The sequence below is a fragment of the Nonomuraea harbinensis genome, assembly GCF_019396385.1.
Lineage (GTDB): Bacteria > Actinomycetota > Actinomycetes > Streptosporangiales > Streptosporangiaceae > Nonomuraea > Nonomuraea ferruginea.
On sequence record NZ_JAHKRN010000013.1, the window covers coordinates 107,875 to 133,049 of the forward strand.

The 25,175-nt window shown below is 70.8% G+C and carries 23 protein-coding genes; 12 read left to right on the forward strand and 11 right to left on the reverse strand.

Features of this window, described 5'->3' with window-relative positions; all coding sequences use genetic code 11:
* Positions 1–92: 92 nt before the first annotated feature.
* Complete coding sequence (locus KME79_RS16445; protein WP_187281624.1) at positions 93–899, forward strand: CDP-alcohol phosphatidyltransferase family protein; 807 nt, start codon at positions 93–95, stop codon at positions 897–899.
* A 21-nt stretch (positions 900–920) separates the two neighbouring features.
* The gene (locus KME79_RS16450; protein ID WP_219545158.1) at positions 921–1,967 is read left to right on the forward strand and encodes a sulfotransferase family protein; all 1,047 of its coding nucleotides are present in this window, start codon (positions 921–923) and stop codon (positions 1,965–1,967) included.
* Positions 1,968–2,047: 80 nt separating this feature from the next.
* On the opposite strand, the gene KME79_RS16455 is transcribed toward KME79_RS16450, so the two are convergent.
* The 8 genes from KME79_RS16455 to KME79_RS16490 all read right to left on the reverse strand — a co-directional run bounded on the left by KME79_RS16455 (position 2,048) and on the right by KME79_RS16490 (position 12,843).
* Positions 2,048–3,112: a glycosyltransferase gene (locus KME79_RS16455; RefSeq protein ID WP_219545159.1), complete on the reverse strand. Its 1,065-nt coding sequence runs from the start codon at positions 3,110–3,112 to the stop codon at positions 2,048–2,050.
* On the reverse strand, positions 3,109–5,898 hold the full coding sequence (locus KME79_RS16460; protein ID WP_219545160.1) for a bifunctional glycosyltransferase/CDP-glycerol:glycerophosphate glycerophosphotransferase: 2,790 nt from the start codon (positions 5,896–5,898) through the stop codon (positions 3,109–3,111). The genes KME79_RS16455 and KME79_RS16460 overlap by 4 nt, the downstream gene beginning before the upstream one ends.
* 87 nt (positions 5,899–5,985) lie before the next feature.
* A complete protein-coding gene (locus tag KME79_RS16465; RefSeq protein WP_219545161.1) occupies positions 5,986–6,681 on the reverse strand; it encodes an SRPBCC family protein in 696 nt (231 codons plus the stop codon).
* A gap of 73 nt (positions 6,682–6,754) precedes the next feature.
* Positions 6,755–7,609 (reverse strand): FAD binding domain-containing protein, encoded by an 855-nt coding sequence (locus tag KME79_RS16470; protein WP_148036878.1) that lies wholly within the window; start codon positions 7,607–7,609, stop codon positions 6,755–6,757.
* Positions 7,606–9,933: a xanthine dehydrogenase family protein molybdopterin-binding subunit gene (locus KME79_RS16475; protein ID WP_219545162.1), complete on the reverse strand. Its 2,328-nt coding sequence runs from the start codon at positions 9,931–9,933 to the stop codon at positions 7,606–7,608. Before KME79_RS16475 ends, KME79_RS16470 begins: the two co-directional genes overlap by 4 nt.
* The gene (locus tag KME79_RS16480; RefSeq protein WP_148036880.1) at positions 9,930–10,412 is read right to left on the reverse strand and encodes a (2Fe-2S)-binding protein; all 483 of its coding nucleotides are present in this window, start codon (positions 10,410–10,412) and stop codon (positions 9,930–9,932) included. Before KME79_RS16480 ends, KME79_RS16475 begins: the two co-directional genes overlap by 4 nt.
* A gap of 75 nt (positions 10,413–10,487) precedes the next feature.
* Positions 10,488–10,691 carry a hypothetical protein gene (locus tag KME79_RS16485; RefSeq protein WP_148036881.1) on the reverse strand — a complete coding sequence of 68 codons (204 nt, stop codon included), beginning with the start codon at positions 10,689–10,691 and terminating at the stop codon, positions 10,488–10,490.
* Positions 10,681–12,843 carry a PspC domain-containing protein gene (locus KME79_RS16490; RefSeq protein WP_219545163.1) on the reverse strand — a complete coding sequence of 721 codons (2,163 nt, stop codon included), beginning with the start codon at positions 12,841–12,843 and terminating at the stop codon, positions 10,681–10,683. Before KME79_RS16490 ends, KME79_RS16485 begins: the two co-directional genes overlap by 11 nt.
* 112 nt (positions 12,844–12,955) lie before the next feature.
* On the opposite strand from KME79_RS16490, the gene KME79_RS16495 reads away from it, so the two are divergent.
* The 9 genes from KME79_RS16495 (at position 12,956) to KME79_RS16535 (ending at position 19,962) form a co-directional block, all read left to right on the forward strand.
* Positions 12,956–14,164, forward strand: a complete 1,209-nt coding sequence (locus KME79_RS16495; RefSeq protein WP_219545164.1) for an ATP-binding protein — start codon at positions 12,956–12,958, stop codon at positions 14,162–14,164.
* A complete protein-coding gene (locus KME79_RS16500; protein WP_148036884.1) occupies positions 14,161–14,793 on the forward strand; it encodes a response regulator in 633 nt (210 codons plus the stop codon). Before KME79_RS16495 ends, KME79_RS16500 begins: the two co-directional genes overlap by 4 nt.
* Positions 14,794–14,949: 156 nt before the next feature.
* Positions 14,950–16,413 carry a glutamate-cysteine ligase family protein gene (locus KME79_RS16505; RefSeq protein WP_219545165.1) on the forward strand — a complete coding sequence of 488 codons (1,464 nt, stop codon included), beginning with the start codon at positions 14,950–14,952 and terminating at the stop codon, positions 16,411–16,413.
* A gap of 5 nt (positions 16,414–16,418) precedes the next feature.
* Complete coding sequence (locus KME79_RS16510) at positions 16,419–17,072, forward strand: neutral zinc metallopeptidase (protein WP_148036886.1); 654 nt, start codon at positions 16,419–16,421, stop codon at positions 17,070–17,072.
* 75 nt (positions 17,073–17,147) lie between these two features.
* Positions 17,148–17,405: a WhiB family transcriptional regulator gene (locus tag KME79_RS16515; RefSeq protein WP_219545166.1), complete on the forward strand. Its 258-nt coding sequence runs from the start codon at positions 17,148–17,150 to the stop codon at positions 17,403–17,405.
* 43 nt (positions 17,406–17,448) lie between these two features.
* Positions 17,449–18,159 (forward strand): CPBP family intramembrane glutamic endopeptidase, encoded by a 711-nt coding sequence (locus tag KME79_RS16520; protein WP_219545167.1) that lies wholly within the window; start codon positions 17,449–17,451, stop codon positions 18,157–18,159.
* The gene (locus KME79_RS16525) at positions 18,159–19,145 is read left to right on the forward strand and encodes a DUF2804 domain-containing protein (RefSeq protein ID WP_148036889.1); all 987 of its coding nucleotides are present in this window, start codon (positions 18,159–18,161) and stop codon (positions 19,143–19,145) included. Before KME79_RS16520 ends, KME79_RS16525 begins: the two co-directional genes overlap by 1 nt.
* Before the next feature lie 194 nt (positions 19,146–19,339).
* Complete coding sequence (locus tag KME79_RS16530; RefSeq protein ID WP_219545168.1) at positions 19,340–19,540, forward strand: type II toxin-antitoxin system VapB family antitoxin; 201 nt, start codon at positions 19,340–19,342, stop codon at positions 19,538–19,540.
* Between the two features lie 8 nt (positions 19,541–19,548).
* A complete protein-coding gene (locus KME79_RS16535) occupies positions 19,549–19,962 on the forward strand; it encodes a PIN domain nuclease (RefSeq protein WP_308248935.1) in 414 nt (137 codons plus the stop codon).
* Positions 19,963–19,968: 6 nt separating this feature from the next.
* Here the strand turns inward: KME79_RS16535 and KME79_RS16540 are convergent, their stop codons facing one another.
* Positions 19,969–20,688 carry a PIG-L deacetylase family protein gene (locus KME79_RS16540; RefSeq protein WP_219545169.1) on the reverse strand — a complete coding sequence of 240 codons (720 nt, stop codon included), beginning with the start codon at positions 20,686–20,688 and terminating at the stop codon, positions 19,969–19,971.
* 124 nt (positions 20,689–20,812) lie between these two features.
* Between KME79_RS16540 and pcrA the strand changes: the two genes are divergently transcribed.
* Positions 20,813–23,035: a DNA helicase PcrA gene (gene pcrA, locus KME79_RS16545; RefSeq protein ID WP_219545204.1), complete on the forward strand. Its 2,223-nt coding sequence runs from the start codon at positions 20,813–20,815 to the stop codon at positions 23,033–23,035.
* Positions 23,036–23,044: 9 nt separating this feature from the next.
* Here pcrA and KME79_RS16550 read toward each other — a convergent pair whose 3' ends face one another.
* On the reverse strand, positions 23,045–24,004 hold the full coding sequence (locus KME79_RS16550) for a L,D-transpeptidase (RefSeq protein WP_148036893.1): 960 nt from the start codon (positions 24,002–24,004) through the stop codon (positions 23,045–23,047).
* A 198-nt stretch (positions 24,005–24,202) separates the two neighbouring features.
* On the reverse strand, positions 24,203–25,084 hold the full coding sequence (locus tag KME79_RS16555; RefSeq protein ID WP_219545170.1) for a hypothetical protein: 882 nt from the start codon (positions 25,082–25,084) through the stop codon (positions 24,203–24,205).
* Positions 25,085–25,175 lie beyond the last annotated feature (91 nt).

Below are 25,175 nucleotides of genomic sequence, written 5' to 3' on the forward strand. Positions count from 1 at the left end.
CGGCGGCAGATGGTCAAGAACAGGCATGGACATCCTCTAGTAGTAGCAGAGAGTAAAGATTCAAACACGGCAGGTCGTCATGCTGTTGGTCCATGAGGACCTATTCGCTCGATGACGTCCACGAGACACGCAAGCGGAGAGACTCCTGGTGGACGGTGTACTTCGTGGACCCGATCGCCTGCCGGGTCGCGCTCGTGGTCGCCAACCGTACCCAGATCACGCCCAACAACCTCACGGTGTTCTCGCTGGTCCTCGGCGCGGCGTCAGCCGTGTGCCTGGCGGCGGGCGAACTGGCGGCCGGCGCGCTGCTCTTCTACCTGAGCTTCATGATCGACTGTGTCGACGGCAAGATCGCCAGGTTGAAGGGCACGGGGACGCCCTTCGGGCTCTGGCTCGACTACGTCGGCGACCGGGTGCGGGTGGTGCTGTGCGCCGCCGGGCTCGCCTACGGGCAGTACGAGCGCACGGGGGAGGTCGCATACATCCTGCTCGGCGCCGCCGTGGCCGTGCTCGACCTGTTCAGGTACGTCAACGCGCCGCAGATGAAGCGGGTCCACGCCGCCATCAGGGGGGAGCGGAACGCCGAGGAGGCCCCGCCGGACCTGGTGCCGGCGCCGCGTGAGGAGGACGCCGAGGCGCCCGTGCCGACGGGCTTCCTGCAGCGGCTCAACGCGTTCCTGGCCCGCCACCGGGTGCGATCGCACCTGATCAGCGGGATCGAGTTCCACGCGGCCGTGTTCGTGATCGCGCCCCTGATCGGGGTGGTGGCGCTGATCCCGGTGGCGGCGGCGGCCAGTTTCCTGCTTCTCGCCAACGAGGTCTTCCTGGTTTACCGGATGTGGCTCTTCGCCCGCAGGCACGGAGCCGCTCAGGAGAGCCGAGAGCACGTTCTCGTCTAAGTTTTCGGGGGTTAGTACGAAATGTCTGACAGGCCGGTGTTCGTCATCGGGTGCCCGCGCTCCGGGACCACGATGCTCCAGCTCATGCTCCACTCCCACCCTCGGCTGGCGGTGGCGCCGGAGACGAAGTTCGTCCTTCCCGCCTACTACCGTCGCCGGGTCTTCGGCGACCTGCGGGACGCCGCCCGCCGCCGCCCGCTGGCCGAGTGGATCGCCGGCGACCGCAGCACCAAGTTCCGCGAGCTGAAGATCGCCAAGGCCGACTTCGTCCGCGAGGCCGTGGAAGGGCCGGGCTCGCTCGGCTCCGTCATCGGGACCGCCTTCCGCATGTACGCCGACCGCTTCGACAAGCCCCGCTGGGGCGACAAGCGGCCCAGCTACGTCAAGCACACCGACCTGCTGCTCAGGCTCTTCCCCGACGCCCAGTTCATCCACCTGATCAGGGACGGGCGCGACTGCGTCGCCTCGCTCAAGGAGATGCCCTGGTACACGGCCGACTCCTTCCACGCGATCGCCACCTGGGCCGAGGCCATGGACGCGGGGGAGCGGCTGCGCCGGACGCTGCCCGAGGACACCTACTTCGAGCTGCGGTACGAGGACCTCACCGACGATCCGGAGACCGAGCTCAAGAAGCTCTGCGTGTTCCTGGACGAGGACTTCTCGCCCGCCATGGTCTCGCCGCGCGAGGCAGCCAGCATGGCCGTGCCGGTGCACAAGGTCTGGCACAGCAACACGCACGGCGAGGTCACCCGCAGCAGGGTGGGGAGCTGGGCCAAGCGGCTGGACTCCTGGGAGATCTCGCTGTGCGAGCACGTGTTCGGCGAGCGCCTCGAAGCCAACGGCTACGAGCTGTCCGGCGCGCCCAGCGCGGCCAAGGAGCACGTGGCGGCCTGCAACAAGACGATGGCCAGGCGGCGTACCAGCCGGCTGCGCAAGGGCTTCCGCGACCGCATCAACAGGATGCGCGAGCCCAGCCCCGTGGCGGCCCTGCTCACCAGCGGCCAGCGGGTGCTGGCGGGCGTCCCGCAGCAGCGCAACGAGTCGCCCGAACTGGCCGAGCACAACTGATCACCGACGGCGCCGGCGCGGGGGCACGGCGCCGTCAGCACGAAGGGCCCGCCGGTCACCGCCGGCGGGCCCTGTGTGGTTCAGCGCTCCAGGTGCGCGAACAGGGACTCCCAGCGGTCCAGCACGCGGTCGAGGCGGAAGGCCTCGGCGCGCTCGCGGGCGGCGGCGCCCAGCCGGCGCCGCTCGCGGTCCGATCCGGTGAGCGAGCCCAGCCGCTCCGCCAGCGCGTCCACGTCACCGGGCGGCACGAGCACCGGCCGCGCCGACCGAACCCCGCCCGACACGTCGAACGCCACCGCCGGCACCCCGTGCGCGGCGGACTCCAGCAGCACGATCGGCAGCCCCTCGTGCTCGCTGCTCATCGCCAGGAGCGAGGCGGCGCGGTACTCGGCCGGCATCTCGCCGGCGGGCACCCGCCCGCGGAACACCACCCGGTCCGCCACCCCCTCCCGGGCGGCGTGCGCGCGCAACCGGTCCAGCTCCGCGCCGTCGCCGATCAGGTGCAGCTCCCACGGCGGCGGCGCGCCCGACCGGGCGAAGGCGGTGATCAGCCGGTCGAACCGCTTGACCCCTTCCAGCCGTCCCACCCCCAGCACGCGCGGCGCCGAGAGCTCCGACACCCGGCGGGGCCAGTGCGCCAGCGGGTTCGGCAGCGTCCAGGCGTTGGGCAGCAGGGCCTGCTCCGAGAAGCGCCACGCGTCGTCCTCGCTGAGGAACACCGCCTGCTCCAGCTCCCGGTAGTGCTTCTTGATCGAGCCCAGGTGCCAGCAGCCGCTCGCGTGCTCGTACGAGCCGTGATACTGGCCGATCGCCCGCAGGTGCTCCGGGATCAGCCCGGCCGTCCTGGTGACCACTCCCGGTGAGGTGAGGACCGCGTAGCCGGGGCGCATCGTGCCCAGCAGCTCCCGCAGCCTGCGGCGGGACCGCCGGCGCGCGATCCCGCCCTCCTGCCCCACCGGCGCGCTGCTGACCAGGTGCCGGTGGTAGCGCGGGTGCTCGACGTAGGGGAAGGGCGACGCGGCCCGGTGCAGGCCGATCACGTGCACCTCGTGCCCGCGCCGCGCCAGGCCCTGGGCGAGGGTGTGCGTGACCTGCTGGATGCCGCCGAGCGTGTCGGCGTCCAGACACGCGAAGACGACGTTCATGCCGCGTTCCCCGCGGAATCAGCGTCCGGCGCGGGCCCGGCGTTCGCCGCGTCCGCGGGGGTGCCGAGGTTTCCGGATGAACTCGCGTACCCGGAGGAAGCGACGGGCCGGACGTTCCCGGACGGGCTCGCGTTTCCGGACGGGCCCGCGTCCTTGGAAGGGCTCGCGGCGAAGAAGTCCGTGACGATTCTGGCGGCGGCGTCGCCGTGCTCGTCGGCGCACCACAGCTCGCGGAAGGCCGCGTACCGCGCGGCGTGGGCGGCGTGACCGGCGGGCAGGTCGCGGAGCCGGTCGACGAGCTCCTCCGTGGTGGTGACGCACGGTCCCGGCGCGATGGACGGCAGGTCGTGGTAGACGCCCCGTTCCGTGAGCCGGTACTCGTCCCAGTCGTCGATGAGGAAGAGCATCGGCTTGCCGGTGATCGCGTAGTCGCACATCACGGACGAGTAGTCCGTGAGCAGCGCGTCCGAGACCAGCATCAGGTCGTTGATCTCCGGGTACGTCGCGGCCGGCCGCACGAAGTGGAGCAGGTGCTCGGGCGGCCGGTACCGCTCGACCGGGTGGGTGCGCAGGATGACCACCCACTCGCCGGCCAGTTCCTCGGCCATGAGCTCCAGGTCCGCCCGGACCGAGCGGCCGCTGCTCTTGGCCCGGTCGCGGTACGTGGGCGCGTACAGCAGGACCTTCTTGCCGGCGGGCAGCTCCAGTCGCGTGCGCGGGTCACCGGCGAACTCGCCCCTGACCAGCGCGTCGCAGCGCGGCGTGCCGTGCCGGTAGACCGGGCCGGTGTAGCCGTTCGACGGGACGAACCGGCGGGAGAACTCGGCGCTGGGCGAGATCAGCGCGTCCCAGCGGGCGACCGCGGCCCGCCACCGCGCGCGCGGCCCGTCGAAGTCGCCGCGCAGGTCGGGCGCGTCGAAGCCGATGGACTTGATGCCCTGCCCGTGCCAGGTCTGCAGGTAGCGGGTGCCGCGCGGTTTGGGGTAGTCCAGCGGGAAGCCGTGGCTGTCCACCCAGTAGCCGGCCCTGGCCAGCGTCCATACGTACTTCCAGCCGCCGCGCCGGACCCCGCGCGCGCCGGTCGGCGCCTCGCCGCGGCCCTTGGCCACCGACCAGACCACCTCGACGGGCAGGCCGCGCCGGCGCAGCTCCTCGTACAGGGCCCTGGGGCTGCCGGTGCAGCCCTTGCCGACGTCCGACTCGAACAGCGCGAGGTCGCGGCGCGGCCGCAGCACCTTGATCATCAGCTTGTACGCGCGCAGCTTCATCGCCGGGGTGCTGATCCTCCTGATCAGCGCCCGCTTGACCCGTCCGGGCAGCGCCCGCCGCCGGGCGGAGCGTCGCACGCGCAGGTAGGCGGCGTGGCCGTCGCAGCCGACCGTGGCTCCCGGCAGCTCGATCGGCGTCATCTTCGGGTCCACGATGAGCCGGTCGGTGGTAGTGAGGCCGTCGGCGAGCCGGGTGAAGCCGATGCGCGGCTCGCAGGAGCCGTCCGGGGTGAAGGTCACCTCGGTGACGTAGCCGCCGTCGCCGGACGGGTGCGGCCGGAGCGGGACCCGCCGCCCGCCGAGCTTCAGGAACGCCTCCCAGTCCACCGGCAGCACGCCGAAGGGATCGTACGTGCGCACGGTCATCCGCACCCGGCGGCCGTCGCCGGCGATCTCGGTGACCTCGTGCCGCAGCCGCGACGCCGAGAACGGCAGCTCGGCCAGGCGCAGCGGGGTGATGTCCAGGCCGGGCGAGACCGTGGTGCCCCAGTAGGTGCGCCCGCCGAGCTGCACGGCGGCGCGCGGCACGGCCCGCGGCCCGGTCAGGCATCCGGCGGCGACGCGCAGGTCCTCGGCCCGGTCGTCCATGATGAGCCGGCAGCACACCTTGACCAGCGGGTCCACCCGCTCGTACACCTCGGCCGGTATCCCCTCCAGGTACGGGCGGACGACGGCGGCGAACTCCTTGACCCACACCAGGTCCCTGGAGGGCAGCGGGTTGAGGTAGACGCACAGGTCCTGCCGGAGGAAGCGGTGCTGCCGCTCGGGCACCAGATCGGCGGCCCCGTGCCGGCGCAGCGCCTCGTCGCTCAGCCTGGCGGCGGTCACGCGGTGGCGGACGTTGTCCATCTCCTCGATCGACAGCGAGATGGACGAGGCGCCGCGGGCCCGGCGCCAGTGGTAGACCACCCACGGCACGATCGCGAACCGCCGCGCGTGCGCGTACAGCTCGGTGGCGAAGACGTGGTCCTCGTAGTGGATGTCCTCGGGGAAGCGCACCCCGCTCTCGCGCAGGAAGCGCACGTCGTACAGCTTGTTGGTGCTGAACGAGTCCAGGAACAGCTCCGGGTCCTCCCGGATGCCCTCGACCACGCGCCGCCGGGCGAACAGCGTCGGGTAGTACGGGCGCAGCCGCCCGTTCCATTCGTACAGCCGGGAGATCTGGCCGGACACGAAGTCGGCCCCGGTCCGCTCGATCTCGGCCAGCAGGCTCTTGCAGGCGTGCCGGGGCAGCTCGTCGTCGCTGTCGAGGAACATCACGTACGGGGCCGCGGCGGCGTCCAGGCCGTCGTTGCGCGGGGCGCCGCAGCCGCCGCTGTTGCGCTCTCTGCGCAGGTAGCGGACGCGCGGGTCGGACGCCGCCAGCCCGGCCGCGACCTCGGGGGTGTCGTCCGTGCTGGCGTCGTCGGAGATGATCACTTCGAGGTCGCGCAGTGTCTGGCCGAGCACCGAGCGGACCGCTCTGGGCAGCCGGGGGGCGTCGTTGTAGGTGATCACGACAACCGTGCAATCCGCCATGCCTACCCCCCGTGCGTCACGACGTGGGAGTAGGCATTCCCGGCACTTCAGGAGGTACGGCCGAATGGCAGTGTTTTTTGCCCAAAATCATCGAATAAGGCGACGAATCACCCAAACAATGACAAGTAGCGCGGCGACTCCGCCCAGCACCGGCGCCAGCCGCTTGAGCAGCGGTGCGCCCGCGATGTCGAGCAGGTCGAGCGCCTCCTCGTCGGGCGTGCGTGACGTGCGCATGGTGCCCGCCGGGTGGGCGTCCTCGCCGGGCGCCGGCACGGCGGCCAGGTGGCGCTCCGCCGGTTCCTCGGCGACGGCCTCCTGCTGCGGCTCCTGCGCGGGCTCGGCGAACAGGTCGGCGAGGTTCGCCGCGAACCGGTCGATGAGCTTCGCCCCGACCTCGGCCATCACCCCGCGGCCGAACTGGGCGGGCCGCCCGGTCACGTTGAACGACGTCTCGACCGTCACGGACGTGGCGCCGTCGACCGGCGTCAGCCGCGCCTTGACCGTCGCGGCGGCGGTCCCGGAGCCGCGCGCCTCCTTGCCCGAGGCCTGGATGGTGAGCGTGTGGGAGTCCTTGTCGACGTCCTCGAACGCGGCCGAACCCCGATAGGTGACGGTGATCGGTCCGACCTTGACCTTCATCCTGCCCGTGAACTGCTGACCCTCGACGCTGTCGAGAGCCGCCCCCGGCAGGCACGGGGCCACTCGCTCGACATCCAGCAGGACCGCCCAGGCCTGCTCGATGGGGACCGGGACCGTGAACTCGTGCTCGAACCGCATCGCCATCGATTCGCTCCTTCCCGCTGCTGCGAGACTACGTGCCGCGGGGGCGCCCCGGAAGAGGGGCGCCCCCGCCTGATCAGGGTGCTCCGGCCGCGGTGCGGACCGCCCGGTGCGTCAGCACCCTGGCCAGATGCCGCCGGTAGTCCGGCTGCGCGTGCAGATCGGCGGGCGGCGAGGTGTCCGCCGCCGCCTCCTCGCACGCCTGCCGGAGCCCGTCACCCAGCTCCAGACCCTCCAGCGCGGTCTCGGCCGCCCGTGCCCGCACCGGTGTCGTCCCCATGTTGGTCAGCCCGATCCTGGCCTCCTGGATCGAGCCGTTGGAGCGCCTGACGGCCGCCGCCACGCCGACGATCGCCCACGCCTGAGCGGTGCGGTGGAACTTCTCGTAGTGGAAGCCCCAGCCGTCGCCCAGTTTCGGGATCTTCACGCCCACCAGGACCTCGCCCTGCCGCAGCGACGACTCCAGATAGTCGACGAAGAAGTCGGCCGCCGGGATCTCCCGCTCGCCCTGCGCCGAGCGGGCCACCAGGACGCCCTCCAGCGCCAGCACCACCGCGGGCAGGTCGCCCGCCGGGTCGGCGTGCGCCAGCGACCCGCCGAACGTGCCCCGGTGCCGGACCGCCGGGTCCGCCACCATGGCGGTCGCCAGCGCGAGCAGCGGGGCGCCCGCGGCCACCACGCCGGAGCGCATCACCTCGTCGTGCGTGGTCATCGCGCCGATGAACACGTGGTCGCCGCGGTCGTGCACGCCGGCCAGCTCCGGCAGCCGTGCCACGTCGACCAGTTTCGTCGGGTACGCCAGCCGCAGCCGCAGCAGCGGCAGCAGCGACTGCCCGCCCGCGATCACCTTGGCGTCCTCGTCCGCCGCCAGCTCCTGGCAGGCCTCCGCCAGCGAGCCGGGGCGCACGTAGTCGAACGATGCCGGGATCATGCCCGCCCTCCTTCCAGCGCGCGCCACACCCGCTCGGGCGTGCACGGCATCGGCACGTCCCGCACGCCGTGCGGCCGGAGCGCGTCCACGATGGCGTTGACCACCGCGGGCGTCGAGGCGATGGTGCCCGCCTCGCCGACGCCCTTGGCGCCCAGCGGGTTGCTGGTGGCCGGCGTCTCGGTCCTGTCGGTCACGAAGTCCGGCAGGTCCGCCGCCGACGGCAGCAGGTAGTCGGCCAGCGTGGCGGTGAGCAGGTTGCCCTCCGCGTCGTAGACGGCCTCCTCGTACAGGGCCTGCCCGATGCCCTGCGCGATGCCGCCGTGCACCTGGCCCTCGACGATCAGCGGGTTGACCACCTTCCCCACGTCGTCGACCGCCACGTACGAGCGGATCTTGACGTGTCCGGTCTCCGTGTCCACCTCCACCGCCGTCAGGTGGGTGCCGTGCGGGAAGGAGTAGTTGACCGGGTCGAACGTGGCGTCCGAGTCCAGCCGGGCCTCCGCCCCCTCGGGCAGGTTGTGCGCGGCGAACGCGGCCAGCGCCAGCTCCTGGATCGTCGTCTGGGAGTCGGTGCCCTTCACCTTGAACGCGCCGTCGGCGAAGTCGAGGTCGTCCGGCGAGCACTCCAGGAGGTGCGCGGCCAGCTTGCGTGCCTTCTCGCGCACCTTCTCGCACGCCTGCAGCACCGCGACCCCGCCGACCACCAGCGAGCGCGAGCCGTAGGTGTCCATGCCCTTGTGCGAGATCGCGGTGTCGCCGTGCACCACCGTGACGTCCTCGAACGGCACGCCGAGCGCGTCGGCCGCGATCTGGCTCCACGAGGTCACGTGGCCCTGCCCGTGCGGCGACGTGCCGGTGACGACCTCCACCTTGCCGGTCGGCAGCATCCGCACCGACGCGTGCTCCCAGCCGCCCGCGCCGTAGTTCGCCTCGCCCAGCATCCGCGACGGCGCCAGCCCGCACATCTCGGTGAACGTGCTGACGCCGATGCCGAGCTGCACCGGGTCGCCACGGTCACGCCGGTCGGCCTGTTCGGCGCGCAGCTTGTCGTAGCCGAACAACTGCAGCGCCTTGTCGGTCGCCGCCTCGTAGTTCCCGGAGTCGTAGGTCAGGCCCGCGATCGTGGTGTACGGGAACTCCTCGTGCTTGATCCAGTTGCGCCGCCGCACCTCGATCGGGTCGAGCCGCAGCTCCGCCGCGAGCTCGTCCATGATCCGCTCGATCGCGAACGTGGCCTCGGGACGGCCCGCGCCCCGGTAGGCGTCCGTCGGCATCTTGGTGGTGAACACGCCCTTGCAGGCGAACTCGTACGCGTCCATCTTGTAGATGCCGTTGAACATGGTCGCGCCGAGCATCGGGACGCCCGGGGTGACCAGCATCAGGTACGCGCCCATGTCGGCGAGCAGGTCGACCTGGAGCCCGCGGATGCGGCCGTCGGAGTCGGCCGCGAGCCTGATGTGCTGGAGCTGGCCGCGCCCCTGGTGGACGGCCAGGTTGCCCTCGGTGCGCGACTCGGCCCACTTGACGGGCTTGCCCAGCTTCCGGCAGAGCAGCAGGCAGAGCACCTCTTCGGCGGTGACCTGCAGCTTGGTGCCGAACCCGCCGCCGACGTCCGGCGCGATCACGCGGAGCTGGTGCTCGGGGACGCCGGTGACCATGGCCAGCATCACCCGCAGCACGTGCGGGATCTGCGTGGACGTCCACATCGTGAACGTGTCGCCGTCGGTGGAGACCAGCACCGCCCTGGGCTCCATGGCCGCGCCGATCAGGCGCTGCTGCACGTACGTCCGGTCGATGACCACCGGGGCGTCCCTGAAGGCCGCGTCGAGGTCACCCGAGGTGATCTTGACGGAGAACGCCTGGTTGCCCGTCTCGTGCACCTTCGGGCTGTCCGGCGAGAGCGCCGTCTCCAGGTCGATCACCGGCGGCAGCGGCTCGTAGTCGACCTCGATCGCCTCCAGGGCGTCGGCCGCCTTGAACCGGTCGGTGGCGACCACGCAGGCCACGATCTCGCCCGTGTACCGCACCTCCGTCACCGCCATCGGCGGGTGCTCGGGGATGACGATGTCGTCCGACACCGGCCACGCGCACGGCAGGCTGCCCTGCTCGCCGGCGACGTCCTGGCCGGCGAACACCGCGACCACGCCGGGCAGCTCGCGCGCCGCCGACACGTCCACCCCGGTGATCCGCGCGTGCGCCATCGGGCTGCGCAGGAAGGCCACGTGCAGCATCCCCGGCTGCTGCAGGTTGTCCGTCCACCGCGTGCGCCCGGTCAGCAGCCGGGCGTCCTCCTTCCGCCTTCTCGCCTTGCCCACCTCGGTCATGACGACTTCACCGCCTGACCCATCTCCTGGGCGCCCCGTTTCACCGCTCTGACGATGTTGCAGTAGCCGGTGCACCGGCAGAGGTTGCCTTCGAGCCCTTCCCTGATGGCCTCCTCCGACGGGTCCGGAGTGTCTCTCACCAGGTCGATCGCGGCCATGACCATGCCTGGCGTGCAGAATCCGCACTGCAGCGCGTGTTCCTCGTGGAAGGCCCGCTGCATCGGGTGCAGCGACCCGTTCGCGGCCAGGCCCTCGATGGTGACGATGTCGGAGCCGTCGGCCTGCACCGCGAGCACCGAGCAGCTCTTGACGGTCTTGCCGTCGAGCATCACGGTGCAGGCGCCGCAGTTGCTGGTGTCGCAGCCGGCGGGGGTGCCGGTCTTGCCCAGCCGTTCTCTTAGTAGGTGAACGAGAAGAAGTCGCGGTTCGACGTCCTCCTCGTAGGCGATTCCGTCCACTTTGACGGATATCCGGGGCATACGTCCTCCCTCACAGGAGCAGGGGAAAGGCGGACAAGGCCAACGTATGCCCGTGTTTGTCTCGGTAGTCAAGGGTTACTTACCACGAATAACCCTCGCCAGGATCGCCACCAGCCCCGCGAAGCCCAGGCCCGTCACCAGCACCGGCAACAGGACCAGCGGATCCGTGATCGACCGCGTCATGATCAGGATGCCCAGCACGACGAACAGGGTCCCGCTCAGCAGCGCCATCCAGTCGGTCCTGTGCAGGCGCCGCGGCCGGTCGACGTCACGCGGCACGCCGCACCTCCAGGTCTCCGACGCCGCCCCGGATGTGCAGCACGATCGTGGCCGGCTCGCCCTCGGGCGCGACCTCCGGCTCCATCACCCTGTCCAGCTGGACCTCCAGGCCGCCCCGGAGCGACTGGTCGACCTGGATGTCGCCGACCTTGTTGGTCGCGTGCACCTCCACCCGCGCGTCGGGCGGCACCACCACGTCCAGCGTCCCCACCGAGACCGCGGCCCGCACCTCGACCGTCGACCCCGGCTTCAGCGCGAGCTTCGACAGGTCCAGCTCGCCGTCTCCCACGCCCACGTCGAACACCTGGCGCGTCTCCTCCACGGTGAGGGGCTGCCACACGGCCGACCCCACCTTCGCCGGGAGCCCGCCGAACATCAGCCCGACGCCGATCAGCAGCGCCACCGTGGTGCCCGCGGCCACCAGCCCGGCGCCCTTGCCCCACCAGGCGGCGATCAGCAGCCCGGCCCCGATGGTGACGAGCACCGCGCCGCCGACGATCGTGGGCTGCACGCCCGAAGGCGATGCCGCCTGCACGGCCACGAGGATCCCTCCAATGATGGTTGCCAGCAGGATGGTGATGGCGCCGATGAACGACTTCGGCCGTTTCTGCCGCTTCGGCAGCGGCACCCCGTACAGCGCGGGGTCGTACGGCGAGTAACCTCCGCCGCGCTTGGCCGGGTCCAGCGGCTGGTACGGCCCGTGCGGCGCGAACGGCTCCCCGTACGAGCCGTACCGGGTCTCCCGGTGCTTGGCGAGCGGCCGGTATGCGGGCATCTCCCGCGTCTCACCCGCCGCGAACACCGACTCCTCCTGCACCCCGTACGACCGAACCCGCTCCCCCTCGGCCCCTTCGCCGGTCGCGGATTCGGCCCTGAAACCGGCCCCGGACCCGGTCCTGGAACCCATCCCGGACCCGATCCCGGCCCCTTCCTCGGTCCCGGACCCGGACCCGATCCCGGCCCCTTCGTCGGTCCCGGTCCCGGCCTTGTCGCCGGTCCTCGTACCGGTCTGATCGGCACTTTCGCCCGTACCGGCCTCCGCTCGGAAGCCCGCCCCCGCCGGCTCCTCACCCGGGGCACCGTGCCGCGGCAGCTCAACCGCGGGCTGCGCCACCGTCTCGTCGCCCCGGTCCGCCTGCGCCCGGTCGCCCTCGGCGGCCGTCTCCGCCCCCGCGTCGGGGGAAGCAGCGGCGTGTGCGGCTGCGGCGGGCGGCGCGGTTGCCTCGTCTCGCCCCGTTTCAGGCCGGCCGTCCTGTGCGGCCACGTTGGGTGGAATGTTCGTGGGCGTCGCCGCCTCGTCCCTCCCCGTTTCGGGCTGGTCGTCCTGCGTGGGCGATTCCGCCGCGTCGGGTGAGACGCCCGTGGGCGTCGCCGCCTGGGCCTGCCCCGCTTCGGTCAGGCCGTCGGTCGTCTCGTCCTGGTTCGGTTCCGTACGGTGGGGGGTCTTCGGTGAGACGTGGGCGTGGACCGCGCTGGGTCCGGCGTCGGTGAGGGGGACGGCGCGAGGGCCCTTGCCGGGCTCGGCCGCCGGGTGGGACGCGTCCTCCCACGTACCGGACTCGTCCGTACGGGGCTGGTCTGAGAGCGGGGGGCCTCCCGCGCGGGGCCCCGGCGGGCGGTGACCCATCGGGGGAGTCGCCTGCGCGTACGGAGGCACGCGGGGGGTTTCCTGGTATCCGTCCAGGTCCATCGCCCGGGGCCGCCGGTTGAGGCGTTCGGGCATCGAGCGCACCAGCCCCAGCAGGTCGACCCCGTGCGCGTGCGCCGCCAGCAGCGCGACGGCCAGGAACAGCCCCGCCACCAGAGTCCCGGTGTCCAGCCACACGGTCGACAGGTTGATGCCCAGCCCGAGCGCCAGCACCGCCGTCAGCAGCGCCATCACCGTGTCGGCGTCGAAGTCGCGGTGGGTCCACTGCTCGATGAGCCCCGGCCGCCCACTGGGCTCCTTCATCAGCAGAAAAGCCGCGATGTACAGAAACAGCCCGATACCGGACCCGAACAGCAGGATCACGAACCCCACGCGGAACACCACGGGGTCGATGCCGGTGTGCCTGCCGAGCCCGGCGCACACCCCCATGAGGAATCGTCCCTCGCTGCTGCGGCGCAGCACGCTGGGGGGCGCGGCCGGTTCCCTGGGCGGTGCTTCTGTCATGGAACCATCGTGACCCACCCCCAAGGGGGCACGCATCGGGGAGACCCCTGACCCGACCCGGGGGTTGTTCCCTGATGCCCCCAACGCTGCGACATGTGACGATGGCGGTGTTATGACAGACCAGAAGACACTCGCCGAGCCCGAGACCAGCGGGCCGTACCGCCGCATGATGCGCCCCATGGAGGGCCGGCTCGTCGGCGGCGTCGCGCAGGGCCTGGCCGCGCAGCTCAAGCTCGACCCCGTCGTGATCAGGCTGGTGTTCGTGCTGCTCAGCGTGGTCGGCGGGGTCGGCGGTGTGGCGTACGCGGTGCTGTGGATGATCACGCCGCGCGAGCCGTACAGGGGAGAGCCGCCCGCCCGCGACTGGAGCCAGCTCGCCGCGTTCACGGCGATCGGGGTGGCGCTGCTCGCGTTCGGGTTCCTGACGGGAGCCTCGCGGGGCGGCATCGGCATGCTGCCGTTCGCGGTGGGCGGCATCGGCGGGCTGATCCTGTGGCAGCAGGCCGATCCCGACCGCCGCAAGAACTGGGTGAGCGGCGCGACCAAGAGCATCAGGAAGAACCGGGTGCGCACGCTCCTCGGCGTGATGCTCGTGGTGGCGGGCGGGATCGGCTTCCTGGTGGTCGAGGGCCAGCTCCAGGAGGCGGGCCAGGGCCTGCTGTTCACCGCGGTCGTGGTCGGCGGGCTGGCGGTCATCGCCGCCCCGTGGCTGGCCGGCCTGTGGAAGGAGCTCCAGCTCGAACGGCGCGAGCGCATCCGTCAGGAGGAGCGCGCCGAGGTCGCCGCGATGGTGCACGACTCCGTCCTGCACACGTTGACGCTCATCCAGCGCGTCGCGCACGACTCGCGCGAGGTCACCCGCCTGGCCCGCTCCCAGGAGCGCGAGCTGCGCAACTGGCTCTACCAGCCGGCCCAGGACGCCGACGCCACCCTCGCCGCCGCCGTACGGCGCATCGCGGCCGAGGAGGAGGACGCGCACGGCGTGCCGATCGAGGTGGTCTGCGTCGGCGACATCGACCTCGACTCCGGCGGCAGGCTCGGGGCCATGCTCAAGGCGGCCCGGCAGTCGATGGTCAACGCCGCGAAATACTCTGAGAGTCCGTCCATTTCCGTGTACGCGGAAGTAGAGGGTGAAGAGGTCACGATTTTCGTGAAGGATCGGGGCAAGGGGTTCGACCTCGACGCGGTGCCGGTCGACAGGATGGGGATCAGGGAGTCCATCATCGGAAGGATGGAACGTCACGGCGGCGCCGCCAGGGTGCGTACCGAGCCTGGCGAGGGCACTGAAGTGATGCTGACGATGAAGGTGGAAAAGCAATGACGCGGGTGCTGATCGTGGACGACCACCGGCTCTTCCGCTCCGGCGTGCGGGCCGAGCTGGGCGACTCGATCGAGGTCGTGGGCGAGGCGGAGGACGTCGACTCGGCGGTCAAGGCCATCGCCGAGCTGCAGCCGGACGTCGTCCTGCTCGACGTCCACATGCCCGGCGGCGGCGGCCAGGAGGTGCTGCGCCGCGTGCTCGGCGCCGGCTCCCAGGTGCGCTTCCTCGCCCTGTCGGTGTCGGACGCGGCCGAGGACGTGATCGGCGTCATCCGCGGCGGCGCCCGCGGCTACGTCACCAAGAACATCAGCGGCAAGGAGCTGACCGACGCCATCAGCCGGGTCGCCGACGGGGACGCGGTCTTCTCGCCGCGTCTGGCCGGCTTCGTCCTCGACGCCTTCGCCTCCTCCGAGGCGCCTCCGATCGACCCCGAGCTCGACTCGCTGACGCAGCGCGAGCGCGAGGTGCTGCGGCTGATCGCCCGCGGTTACGCGTACAAGGAGATCGCCAAGGAGCTGTTCATCTCGGTCAAGACGGTGGAGACCCACGTCTCGTCGGTGCTGCGCAAGCTCCAGCTCTCCAACCGCCACGAGCTCTCCCGCTGGGCCACCGCCCGCCGCCTCGTCTGACCGCCGGGGAGAAAGTCGTCCATGAACGACTCCGGCTGGGCGTGGGCGGGGCTGGCGGCACGGGGAAGTCGGGGCGTGGGCGCCTTGCCTCAGCCCAGGACGAAGGCTGGGCGTGGTGGGGTGGTCTAACAGGGGACGGCGTGCGACATTCCAGGTATGGGCAGGGATGTGCCGATCGTCGTGTTCAGCCGGGACGACCGACGGAAGTACCGCGAGAAGGTCCACCGTTGCCTCGACGTCTTCGCGGAGCTGCTCCGGGAGTCGAAGTTCGAGGTCGACCGGTCGCTCGCCGGTCTGGAGATCGAGCTCAACATCGTGGACGGCGCCGGCGAGGCGTGCATGCGCAACGCCGAGGTGCTCGCCGCCATCGCGCGGCCTGACTGGGCCACCGAGCTGGGTCAGTTCAACGTCGAGATCAACATCGAGCCGCAGGAGCTCGGCGACGGCGGGGCCCGGCGGCTGGAGGACGACGTGCGCGCCCGGCTCAACCACGCCGAGGAGCGCGCCCGGTCGCAGGGCGCCCGTCTGATGCTGGTCGGCATCCTGCCCACGCTGCGCGAGCGGGACATCGGCGAGGGCACGCTCTCCGCCAACCCCCGCTACAAGCTGCTGAACGAGCAGATCTTCGCGGCCAGGGGCGAGGACCTGCACCTGCGGATCGAGGGCGTCGAGCTGCTGGACACGCGCGCCGACAGCATCACCCCCGAGGCCGCCTGCACCAGTGTCCAGCTGCACCTGCAGGTCAGCCCGCCGGCCTTCGCCGCGCACTGGAACGCCGCCCAGGCCATCGCCGGCCCCCAGGTCGCCGTCGCCGCGAACTCCCCGTACCTGTTCGGCAAGGAGCTGCACCGCGAGACCAGGATCGCGCTCTTCGAGCAGGCCACCGACACCCGTCCGGACGAGCTGAAAGCACAGGGCGTGCGGCCCCGGGTGTGGTTCGGCGAGCGCTGGATCACCAGCGTCTTCGACCTGTTCGAGGAGAACGTCCGCTACTACCCGGCCCTGCTGCCCATCTGCGATGACGAGGACCCGAGGGCCGAGCTGGAACAGGGCCGCGTCCCGCAGCTGCACGAGCTGACCCTGCACAACGGCACCGTCTACCGGTGGAACCGTCCCGTGTACGCGGTGGTGGACGGCCGCCCGCACCTGCGCGTGGAGAACCGGGTGCTCCCGGCCGGCCCGTCCGTGCTCGACATCGCGGCCAACGCCGCCTTCTACTACGGCCTGATGAGCGTGCTGCCGCACGCGGAGCGGCCGGTCTGGAGCCAGATGTCGTTCGCCGCCGCCGAGGAGAACCTCTACAACGCCGCCCGCCACGGCCTGGAGGCCAGGCTGTACTGGCCGGGGCTCGGCGAGGTGCCGGCGGACGAGCTGATCCTGCGCCGCCTGCTGCCCATGGCGTACGAGGGACTGGACCTGCGGGGTGTGGACCACGACGTCTCCGCCCGCCTGCTGGGCGTCATCGAGGGCCGCTGCCTGACGGGCCGCACGGGCGCCACCTGGCAGGTCGAGAAGGTACGGGCGATCGGCGGCGACCGGCATGAGGCGCTGCGGGCGATGACGCTGGAGTACCTCGACCGTATGCACGCGAATGAACCCGTACATACCTGGGCAGTCTGAGGCATGTGACGCCTCCCCTCGTCGTGCGCCTCCTGCTCGTCGTGCTGCTGCTGGCCCCCGTCTCCGCCTGCGGTGTGATCGACGTGCCGTCCAGGGACCGGCGCGGGCTCGACTCGTTCGAGGACGACGTGTGGGGCGCCAGGACGCTGTCGGAGGAGTTCTGGAAACAGCAGTTCGCGGCGTCCGGGATGACCTATCGCCCGGTCAACCGGTTCATCCCCTACTCGGGGACGAACGGGCCGCGTTGCGGCGGGCAGCCGTCCGTGCCGAACAACGCCTTCTACTGCTCGGCGGGACATTTCATCGCCTACGACGAGGAGTGGATGCGGGCGCTGTGGAGCCGGATGGGCGACGGCTCCGTCTATCTGATCATCCCGCACGAGTTCGGCCACGCCGTGCAGGCCCAGCTCCGCACCAGTTTCCGCCTCAACGTGGAGATGGAGCTGCAGGCCGACTGCTACGCGGGCGGCACGCTGCGCGCCCTGATCGACTCGGGGGCGCTGGTGGCCGAGCCGGGCGACGAGGACGAACTCCTGCTCAACCTCGCCGCCGCCGGCGACCCGACCGACGACTGGCTCGACCCGGCGGCCCACGGTACGGCCGAGCAGCGCCAGCGGTCGTTCGCCGTCGGCTACACCCGCGGCGTGAGCGCCTGCTGACACCTCCCGCGATGTAGTCGCGTGTCAATCCCCAGGATGATGCGACTGATCTTGTACACGTCATAGCGTTAGCCCATGCCATTGGAGGAGATCGGCTGGCTGCGCAGGGGGGCCTGCAGATCCAGCGACCCGGAGCTCTTCTTCCCCCTCGCCCCCTCACCCGTCCAGGAGGCGCGGGCCAAGGCCGTCTGCGCGACGTGCCAGGTCCTCACCGAGTGTCGTTCGTACGCGTTGAAGGCGGGCGAGGCCGATGGCATCTGGGGTGGGCTCACCCCGGAGGAGCGCCGCCGCTCCCGCGTTCCCGAAGGTGTGCGCCGCCCCGCGGCCTCGTGACCCTCCGGCGCGGGTTAAGAGTGAGCGCGACTAATCTTCAAGGGTGCTGCTTCGCTCGATCGCCGTGCTGACCGCGGCCAACGTGCTCAACAACCGCGTCGCGCCACGGCTCGGCCCCCTCACCTCCGCCGCGGCCACGGCGGCGCTGGTGGCGATGGCCCGCCAGTCGGGGGTCACGTGGGAGGAGCTCGGGTTCGAGCACGGGCGCCGGGGGGCCGTCATCGGCGGGGTGCTGGTGGCGGGCGTGGCCGCGGTCTACACCGTCGGCATCACCCTCCCTCGCACCCGCCCGCTCTTCCACGACGAGCGGGCGCTGTCGCTCACCCGCGCCCGCGTCCTGGAGGAGGCCCTGCTCCAGGTCCCGGTCGGCACGGTGCTGCTGGAGGAGGTCGGGTTCCGCGGGGCGCTGCACGCGATGCTCCGCCGGGCCCACGGGCAGGCCACCGCCACGGCGGTGTCGTCGGCGCTTTTCGGCCTCTGGCACATCCTGCCGGCCGTCGACATGGCGCGCGCCAACCCGGCGCTGGGAGCCGTCGTCGCGGGCGAGTCCCCCGGGCGGCTCGACACGGCGCGGGTCGTGGCGGGCAGCGTGGTCTCGACGGCCGCCGCCGGGGTCCTGTTCACCGAGCTGCGCCGCCGGGGCGGGCTCCTCGCGCCCTCCATGCTGCATCTGGCGACCAACTCGCTGGGCTACCTCTTCGCCCGTCTCGCCGCGACCAAGACCGAGCCCGTCCAGCAGGAGGTCTCCCACTGATGACGACCCGCGAACGGGAGATCACCGAGCCCGTGGACCTCTGCCTGCCCGACGGCCGGCTCAACCCGGCCGCCGTCGGCTGGACGCGGAGGCCGCTCCACCGGGCCAACCTGCGCGGCTGGGGCCGCACCAAGCGCTGGGAATACTGGGGGATCGTCACCCCATCCCACATCATCGGCGTCGTGGCGTCCTCGCTCGACTACGCGGGCGTGCACGGCCTCTACGTCCTCGACCGCGCCGCCGGCGAGGAGATCAGCAGGGACGTGGTGGTGCCGTTCGCCCGCGGCACCGTCATGCCCGACCGCAGCGGGGAGGGCACCGCCGTCGCGAAGGGCGGCGGCGGGCTGGACATCCGGATCACCCAGACCCCCGGCGCCACCGCGCTGCGCGCCCGCGCGGAGGGCATCGAGGTCGACCTGGAGATGCCGTCGCGCGAGGGCCACGAGTCACTCGGCGTGGTGGTGCCGTGGGGCCCGCGGCGCTTCCAGTACACGGTCAAGGATGTCGGCCGCCCGGTCCGGGGCAGGCTCGTGCTCGGCTCGGTCCCGTACGAGGTGCGCGAGGAAGACTCGTTCGCCGTGCTCGACCACGGGCGGGGGCGCTGGCCGTACTCGATCGCCTGGAACTGGGCGGCGGGCAGCGCGCCCGGGAAGGCGATCCAGCTCGGCGGGCGGTGGACGGCCGGCACCGGGATGACGGAGAACGCCCTGTTCATCGGCGGCCGGCTGCACAAGATCGGCGAGGAGCTGGCGTGGAGCTACGACCGCGCCGACTGGATGCGGCCGTGGCGGATCACCGGTCCCCGGGTGCAGGTGGAGTTCACGCCCTTCTACGAGCGGGTGGCCCGCACCGAGCTGGTGGTGGTGGGCTCCGAGACCCACCAGTGCTTCGGCCACTTCGCCGGGCGCGCCCAGGCCGACGACGGCACCTGGGTGGAGCTCGACGGGCTGACGGGGTGGGCGGAGGAGGCCCGGCAGCGCTGGTGATGTTCTCCCGGTGGTGAGGGTGCTTTCCGCCCCGGGATGAGGATCCTTCACCTCGCGGCCCTGGCCTGCGTTCATGCTCTTTGCCGCGGCTTTAAAGTCACTGCCGCGCCTCAACGTGTTCGATCAAACACGGAGAGTGCGTATATCAAGATCACAATCCGTGATATACGCTGGAGGTACGGAGGTGGTTTTCCATGCGAACAGTCGTGGATATCGACAAGGACCTGTTGCGGCGTGCGCAGCAGGAGTTGGGGACGGACACGATGAAGGAGACGGTACACGCGGCCCTTACGGAGGTCGCCGAGCGGGCAAAGCGTCGCGAAGCGTTCGAGTACTGGACCTCGCGGGACAATACGGATCTGCTGGATCCGGAAATCAGGAAGGAAGCGTTCTAGCGGTCGGCGTGGTCTACCTCATCGACAAGAGCGCTCTGGCACGCATGCCCAACCCCGTGGTGGCACGCGCCCTCGAGCCGCTCATGCTCGACAAGATGCTCGCCGTCTGCGTCGTCACACAGCTCGAGGTCCTCTACAGCGCCCGCGACCCCGAGGGCTACGCGCGGGACGCCTACCACCTGCGCGAGGACTTCCGCCATCTGCCGGTGGACCCGGCGGTGCAGGCACGGGCGCTGGAGGTGCAGGAGCTCCTGGCCCAGAAGTCGCAGCACCGGGGGATAAGCCCCGGAGACCTGCTCATCGCCGCCTGCGCCGAGGTGTACGGCGCGACGGTGCTCCACTACGACCGCGACTACGACCGGATCGCGGAGGTCACCGGGCAGCCGTCGCTGTGGGTGGTGCCGCCCGGTTCGGTGCCGTAAGCCGGCCTACGTCGTGTTGACGACCTGGAAGCCCTCGGCGTAGTGCCCGTCGGGGAAGCCCGCCTGCCGCGCCCAGGCGGCGAAACGGTCCCTGACGATCTCCGCGAACCCCTCGATGTGACCCACCTGACTGGCGTGCGACTGCAGCGCCGCCAGTTTGCGGTCGACGACCGGCGTGATGTCCACCCAGTGGTTGCGGGTGGGCCCGCCCATGAGCCACACCTCACGCACCGTCCACGCCTCCAGGCCCTCCTCCTCCACGAGTTCGGGGAAGGCGTACGGGTTGCGCGCGTCGGGATAGACGGCGTCCAGGGTGGCGCCGCCGACCGCCCGGTGGTCGGGATGGCTGGGGGCGATGAACTCGTAGTTGCGCTCGGGGTGATGGGTGATCACCAGCTCGGGCCGTACCTGCCTGATGACGCGGGCGATGTCCCTGCGCAGATCCAGCGACGGGACGACGGTCCCGTCGGCGCGGCCGAGGGAGCGCAGGTCGGTCACGCCGACGCACTTGGCCGCCGCGGCCTGCTCGGCGCGGCGCAGTTCGGCCATGCCGGAGTGGTCCAGGGAGCGGTCGTTGCCGCCCGCGTCGCCGTCGGTGACCAGCAGGTAGGTCACCTCCACGCCCTTGTCGGCGAACAGCGCCACGCTGCCGGCCGCGCCGAAGTCGGCGTCGTCCGGGTGCGCAGTCACGACGAGGACCCTGGTGATCTCACTCTCCGGCAGCATGGCTCCCCTTTCTGAGGCGTCTGTCCGCACAACGGGAGCCCGGTCCCCGGCATTCCGGGCGCCGATTGTCGGTGAGGGGGCCTAACCTAGGGGCGTGCCCACCCAAGTCTCTGTTGACCACCCTTTGCTCGACGGCCTCAACCCTCAGCAGCGCGAGGCCGTGCTCCACCACGGCAGCCCGCTGCTGATCGTCGCGGGCGCCGGGTCCGGCAAGACGCGGGTGCTCACCCACCGCATCGCCTACCTTCTGGCCGAGCGCGACGTCCATCCGGGCGAGATCCTGGCCATCACGTTCACCAACAAGGCCGCCCGCGAGATGAAGGAGCGCATCGACAAGCTCGTCGGCCCGCGCTCGCGGGCGATGTGGGTGATGACCTTCCACAGCGCGTGCATGCGCATCCTGCGCCGCGAGGCCAAGCGGCTCGGCTTCCCTTCGAGCTTCTCCATCTACGACCAGGCCGACTCCCAGCGCCTCATGGCCATGGTCTGCCGCGAGATGGAGCTCGACCCCAAGCGCTATCCGCCCCGGTCGTTCTCCGCCCAGGTCAGCAACTTCAAGAACGAGCTGATCGACTACGAGACCGCGATCGAGCGGGCGGGCTCCCACCTGGAGAAGACGCTCGCCCAGGCCTACAAGAGCTACCAGCTCAAGCTCACCGAGGCCGGCGCGATGGACTTCGACGACATCATCATGAACACGGTGACGCTCTTCCAGCTCTTCCCCGAGGTGGCGGAGCACTACCGGATGCGCTTCCGCCACGTCCTCGTCGACGAATACCAGGACACCAACCACGCGCAGTACATCCTGATCAGGGAGCTGGTCGGGTTCCCCGAGCTGCGCACCGCCGACGGCGACCAGGTGCGCTCCGGCACCAGCCAGTCGGAGCTGTGCGTGGTCGGCGACGCCGACCAGTCGATCTACGCCTTCCGCGGCGCGACGATCCGCAACATCCTCGAGTTCGAGCGCGACTACCCCGACGCCCGCACGATCCTGCTGGAGCAGAACTACCGCTCCACCCAGAACATCCTGGCCGCCGCCAACGCGGTCATCTCCCGCAACGAGTCGCGCAAGCCGAAGAACCTCTGGTCCGACCAGGGCGACGGGCCCAAGATCGTGGGATACGTCGCCGACAACGAGCACGACGAGGCCGTGTTCGTGGCGCAGGAGGTCGACCGGCTGGCCGACGAGGAGGACGTCAGGCCGGGCGACGTCGCGGTCTTCTACCGCACCAACGCCGCCTCCCGCGTGTTCGAGGAGATCTTCATCCGCACCGGCCTGCCCTACAAGGTCGTCGGCGGGGTGCGCTTCTACGAGCGCAAGGAGGTCAAGGACCTGCTGGCCTACCTCCGGGTGCTGGCCAACCCGCTCGACGTGGTGTCGCTGCGCCGCATACTCAACGTGCCCAAGCGCGGCATCGGCGACCGGGCCGAGGCGATGGTGGAGGCGTTCGCGGCGCGCGAGCGGATCCCGTTCTGGGAGGGCCTGCGCCGGGCCGACGAGGCGCCGGGCATGGCCACCCGCTCGCTCAACGCGATCAGGGAGTTCGTCGCGATGATCGATGAGCTGATCGCCAAGGGCGAGGGCGTGCCGCCGTCCGCGCTGGCCGAGGAGGTGCTGGTGGCCACCGGCTACCGCGCCGAGCTGGAGGCGTCCGAAGATCCTCAGGACGAGTCCCGCCTGGAGAACCTCCAGGAGCTGGTCTCGGTGGCCGGCGAGTTCGAGGAGGCCAACCCCGAGGGCACGCTCGTGGAGTTCCTGGAGCAGGTGTCGCTGGTGGCCGACGCCGACCAGATCCCCGAGCAGGACGGCGGCCAGGGCGTGGTGACGCTGATGACGCTCCACACCGCCAAGGGCCTGGAGTTCCCGGTGGTGTTCCTGACCGCCATGGAAGACGGCGTCTTCCCCCACATCCGCTCCATCGGCGAGCCGAAGGAGCTGGAGGAGGAGCGCCGCCTCGCCTACGTCGGCATCACCCGCGCCCAGCAGCGGCTCTACCTGACGCGGGCGGCGGTGCGCAGCTCGTGGGGCGCGCCGTCGTTCAACCCGGCCTCGCGGTTCGTCACCGAGGTGCCGGCCAAGCTGGTCGAGTGGCGCACCGACCCCGACAAGTCCGCGTGGAGCGCCGCCACCCGCCGCGAGCCCGTCCCGGCCGCGGCCCCGAAGAAGACCGGCGGCCGGGCCGTCCCGTCGCTGACGCCGGGCGACCGGGTCACCCACGACGCGTTCGGTCTCGGCACCGTGGTGTCGGTCGACGGCGTGGCCGAGAAGACCAAGGTCAAGATCGACTTCGGCTCGGGTGGTGAGAAGACGCTCCTGCTCGCGTACGCGCCGCTGGAGAAGCTCTGACCTCGTGCGTCAGCTCTGGGCGGTGCGCAGGGCGCTGCCCTTCTTCCACTGGGTCCAGTTGAGCTGCCAGTAGCTCCAGCCGTTGTTCCACTGGAGCTTGCGCTTGGTGCCGACGATCTTGACGACGTCGCCGCGCTGGCTGATCTGGTAGAACCACTTGGCCCCGGCCGGGGTGGCGCGCACGCAGCCGTGGCTCTGGTTGGACCGGCCGAGATACTGGTAGTCGCCGAAGCTCTGGTGGACGTACTCGCCGCTGTCGGAGATGCGCACCGCCCACGGGATCTCCTCCTTGTAGTAGCGGGGGTCCTTCGGGTCGGTCACCCCCATCCACGACGAGGTCATGGTCTCCACGGCCTTCTTGCCCATGGTCAGGTGGACGCCGCTGGTGGTCAGGTAGACGTCGACGCCGTTCCTGACCAGCCCGCCGCGGCCGGCGCTGATCGGGATCTTCTTGGCCAGCTTGCCGTTGCGGTAGACCTTCATGACGTGCTTGCGGGTGTCGACCAGCGACACGTGCTTGGCGCCGACGGCGAAGCGGCGGCTGACGTTCTTCGCCTTCTCGTTGCCGGGGATCTCGCTGAGCAGGGCCTTGAACAGCACCTTCTGGTAGGGCTTCCAGTAGGTCTTGGTGCGGTAGATGACCTTGCGCGGCGACACCCACCGCCAGGCGCCCTCGACGGGCTGCTCCGCCTCGACCTGGAGCACGGACTCGACGGCGGCCTTGTCGGGCACGTCGCGGTCGAAGGTGACGATGATGGGGAAGCCGACGCCCACCTTCTCCGTCTTCTCGCCCATGGGGGTGATGTCGGCGATGCCTATCTTGAACTTCTTCTTCGCCTTCGTGACGGTTTGAGCCGCCTGCACCGTCTGCGGCCGGGCGGCCTGCTGAGCGACGGGGGCGCCCTCCGCCGCGCAGGCCACCGCCGTCACCAGCGCGGCGGCGGCGAGAATCCGGGGGAAGACATTCACGGGTCGTACTCCTGAGCTATGGTTCTCCGCGTTACGCGTCTGTACGTGTGACAATTGGGACGCGTGTTTCGACGGCGGATAACTCGTCACGATGTTGTAACGGTCCAAAGGAGCACGAACCCGACCTCCGTACCCGCGGGCTCTCGTGCCCGGGGGACGGGCACGAGAGCGCTCACTCGTACGGGAGAGGAAAGGGAACTAGCCGCCCAGCATCCCGGTCTTGGCGCCGTTGAGGATGTCGAGGTTGTCGAGGGTCTCCTCCGAGCCCTCCTTCGGCTTGCTGCTGGCGTCGCTGTCGGTCGGCGCCTTGATGCTGACCTTGGTGCCCCAGCCGGTGTAGCGGGTGTCCACGCTCACCATCTCGCTCTTCTTCGGCGTGCCGTTGGTGATGCCGAACGGGAACGTGGTCACCAGCCGCGTCGGCAGGCCCTTGGCGTCGACGCTCAGCCGCCAGGAGATCTCGGTCTTGAGCACCTTGGCCGGGAACTTGTCCCGCAGGACCGTGGCACGGAACCACGGAGAGACCTTGCGTGCCTGGCTGACGGTGATCTTGCCGGAGTAGCCGCCCCTGGCCGCCTTGGCGTTCTTGAGCATGGCCTTCAGCGTGGCCGGCTCGGCGACGTTCAGCAGCTGGCCGTAGCCGCCCGTGATGCCGCCGGTCGGGCCGTTCGGCAGCTTGAACCACGTCTTGTCCTCGGGCAGCAAAGCGGACCAGATCCCGCCCGACAGGTAGGAGGTCTTGCCCAGCCAGATGGTCCGCTCGGGGCTGAGCATCGCCTTGGCCAGGTCGGAGTCGTCCTCGCCGAGGTCGCTGGCCTTGATGTTGAACTTGCCGGTGATGTCCGACGCTGCCACGCCGTTCTTACGGAAGCCGATGGTGCCGGTGCGGCGGATGAAGACCATGCGGGCGACAGGGTCCTCGACGGTGGTGCGCTCGGTGAACTTCACGCCCTTGCCCGCGACGAGTTGCTTCTTCACGGCGGTGAGCGGGTTCTTGGGCGCAACCTGAGCCTGTGCGGGAACGGCCGTGACGAAGGTCGCGGCCGAGGCCACAGCGAGGCCCGCGATCAAGCGCTTCATGCGATTTTCTCGATTCATTGAGGGGGATGTGGCCACTCAGGGGCCACGACAAGTGAACGAATCACCCCATGCCCTTCACAGGCATGGGGGT

What these genes read in the sequence shown, in the direction of transcription:
- KME79_RS16470 (WP_148036878.1), bottom strand. Translation starts at nt 7,609, where the DNA reads ATGATCCCGGCATCGTTCGACTACGTGCGCCCCGGCTCGCTGGCGGAG.
- KME79_RS16525 (WP_148036889.1), top strand. Translation starts at nt 18,159, where the DNA reads ATGACGACCCGCGAACGGGAGATCACCGAGCCCGTGGACCTCTGCCTG.
- KME79_RS16475 (WP_219545162.1), bottom strand. Translation starts at nt 9,933, where the DNA reads ATGACCGAGGTGGGCAAGGCGAGAAGGCGGAAGGAGGACGCCCGGCTG.
- KME79_RS16555 (WP_219545170.1), bottom strand. Translation starts at nt 25,084, where the DNA reads ATGAAGCGCTTGATCGCGGGCCTCGCTGTGGCCTCGGCCGCGACCTTC.
- KME79_RS16480 (WP_148036880.1), bottom strand. Translation starts at nt 10,412, where the DNA reads ATGCCCCGGATATCCGTCAAAGTGGACGGAATCGCCTACGAGGAGGAC.
- KME79_RS16505 (WP_219545165.1), top strand. Translation starts at nt 14,950, where the DNA reads ATGGGCAGGGATGTGCCGATCGTCGTGTTCAGCCGGGACGACCGACGG.
- KME79_RS16500 (WP_148036884.1), top strand. Translation starts at nt 14,161, where the DNA reads ATGACGCGGGTGCTGATCGTGGACGACCACCGGCTCTTCCGCTCCGGC.
- KME79_RS16465 (WP_219545161.1), bottom strand. Translation starts at nt 6,681, where the DNA reads ATGGCGATGCGGTTCGAGCACGAGTTCACGGTCCCGGTCCCCATCGAG.
- KME79_RS16450 (WP_219545158.1), top strand. Translation starts at nt 921, where the DNA reads ATGTCTGACAGGCCGGTGTTCGTCATCGGGTGCCCGCGCTCCGGGACC.
- KME79_RS16530 (WP_219545168.1), top strand. Translation starts at nt 19,340, where the DNA reads ATGCGAACAGTCGTGGATATCGACAAGGACCTGTTGCGGCGTGCGCAG.
- KME79_RS16515 (WP_219545166.1), top strand. Translation starts at nt 17,148, where the DNA reads ATGCCATTGGAGGAGATCGGCTGGCTGCGCAGGGGGGCCTGCAGATCC.
- KME79_RS16455 (WP_219545159.1), bottom strand. Translation starts at nt 3,112, where the DNA reads ATGAACGTCGTCTTCGCGTGTCTGGACGCCGACACGCTCGGCGGCATC.
- KME79_RS16540 (WP_219545169.1), bottom strand. Translation starts at nt 20,688, where the DNA reads ATGCTGCCGGAGAGTGAGATCACCAGGGTCCTCGTCGTGACTGCGCAC.
- KME79_RS16495 (WP_219545164.1), top strand. Translation starts at nt 12,956, where the DNA reads ATGACAGACCAGAAGACACTCGCCGAGCCCGAGACCAGCGGGCCGTAC.
- KME79_RS16490 (WP_219545163.1), bottom strand. Translation starts at nt 12,843, where the DNA reads ATGACAGAAGCACCGCCCAGGGAACCGGCCGCGCCCCCCAGCGTGCTG.
- KME79_RS16445 (WP_187281624.1), top strand. Translation starts at nt 93, where the DNA reads ATGAGGACCTATTCGCTCGATGACGTCCACGAGACACGCAAGCGGAGA.
- KME79_RS16460 (WP_219545160.1), bottom strand. Translation starts at nt 5,898, where the DNA reads ATGGCGGATTGCACGGTTGTCGTGATCACCTACAACGACGCCCCCCGG.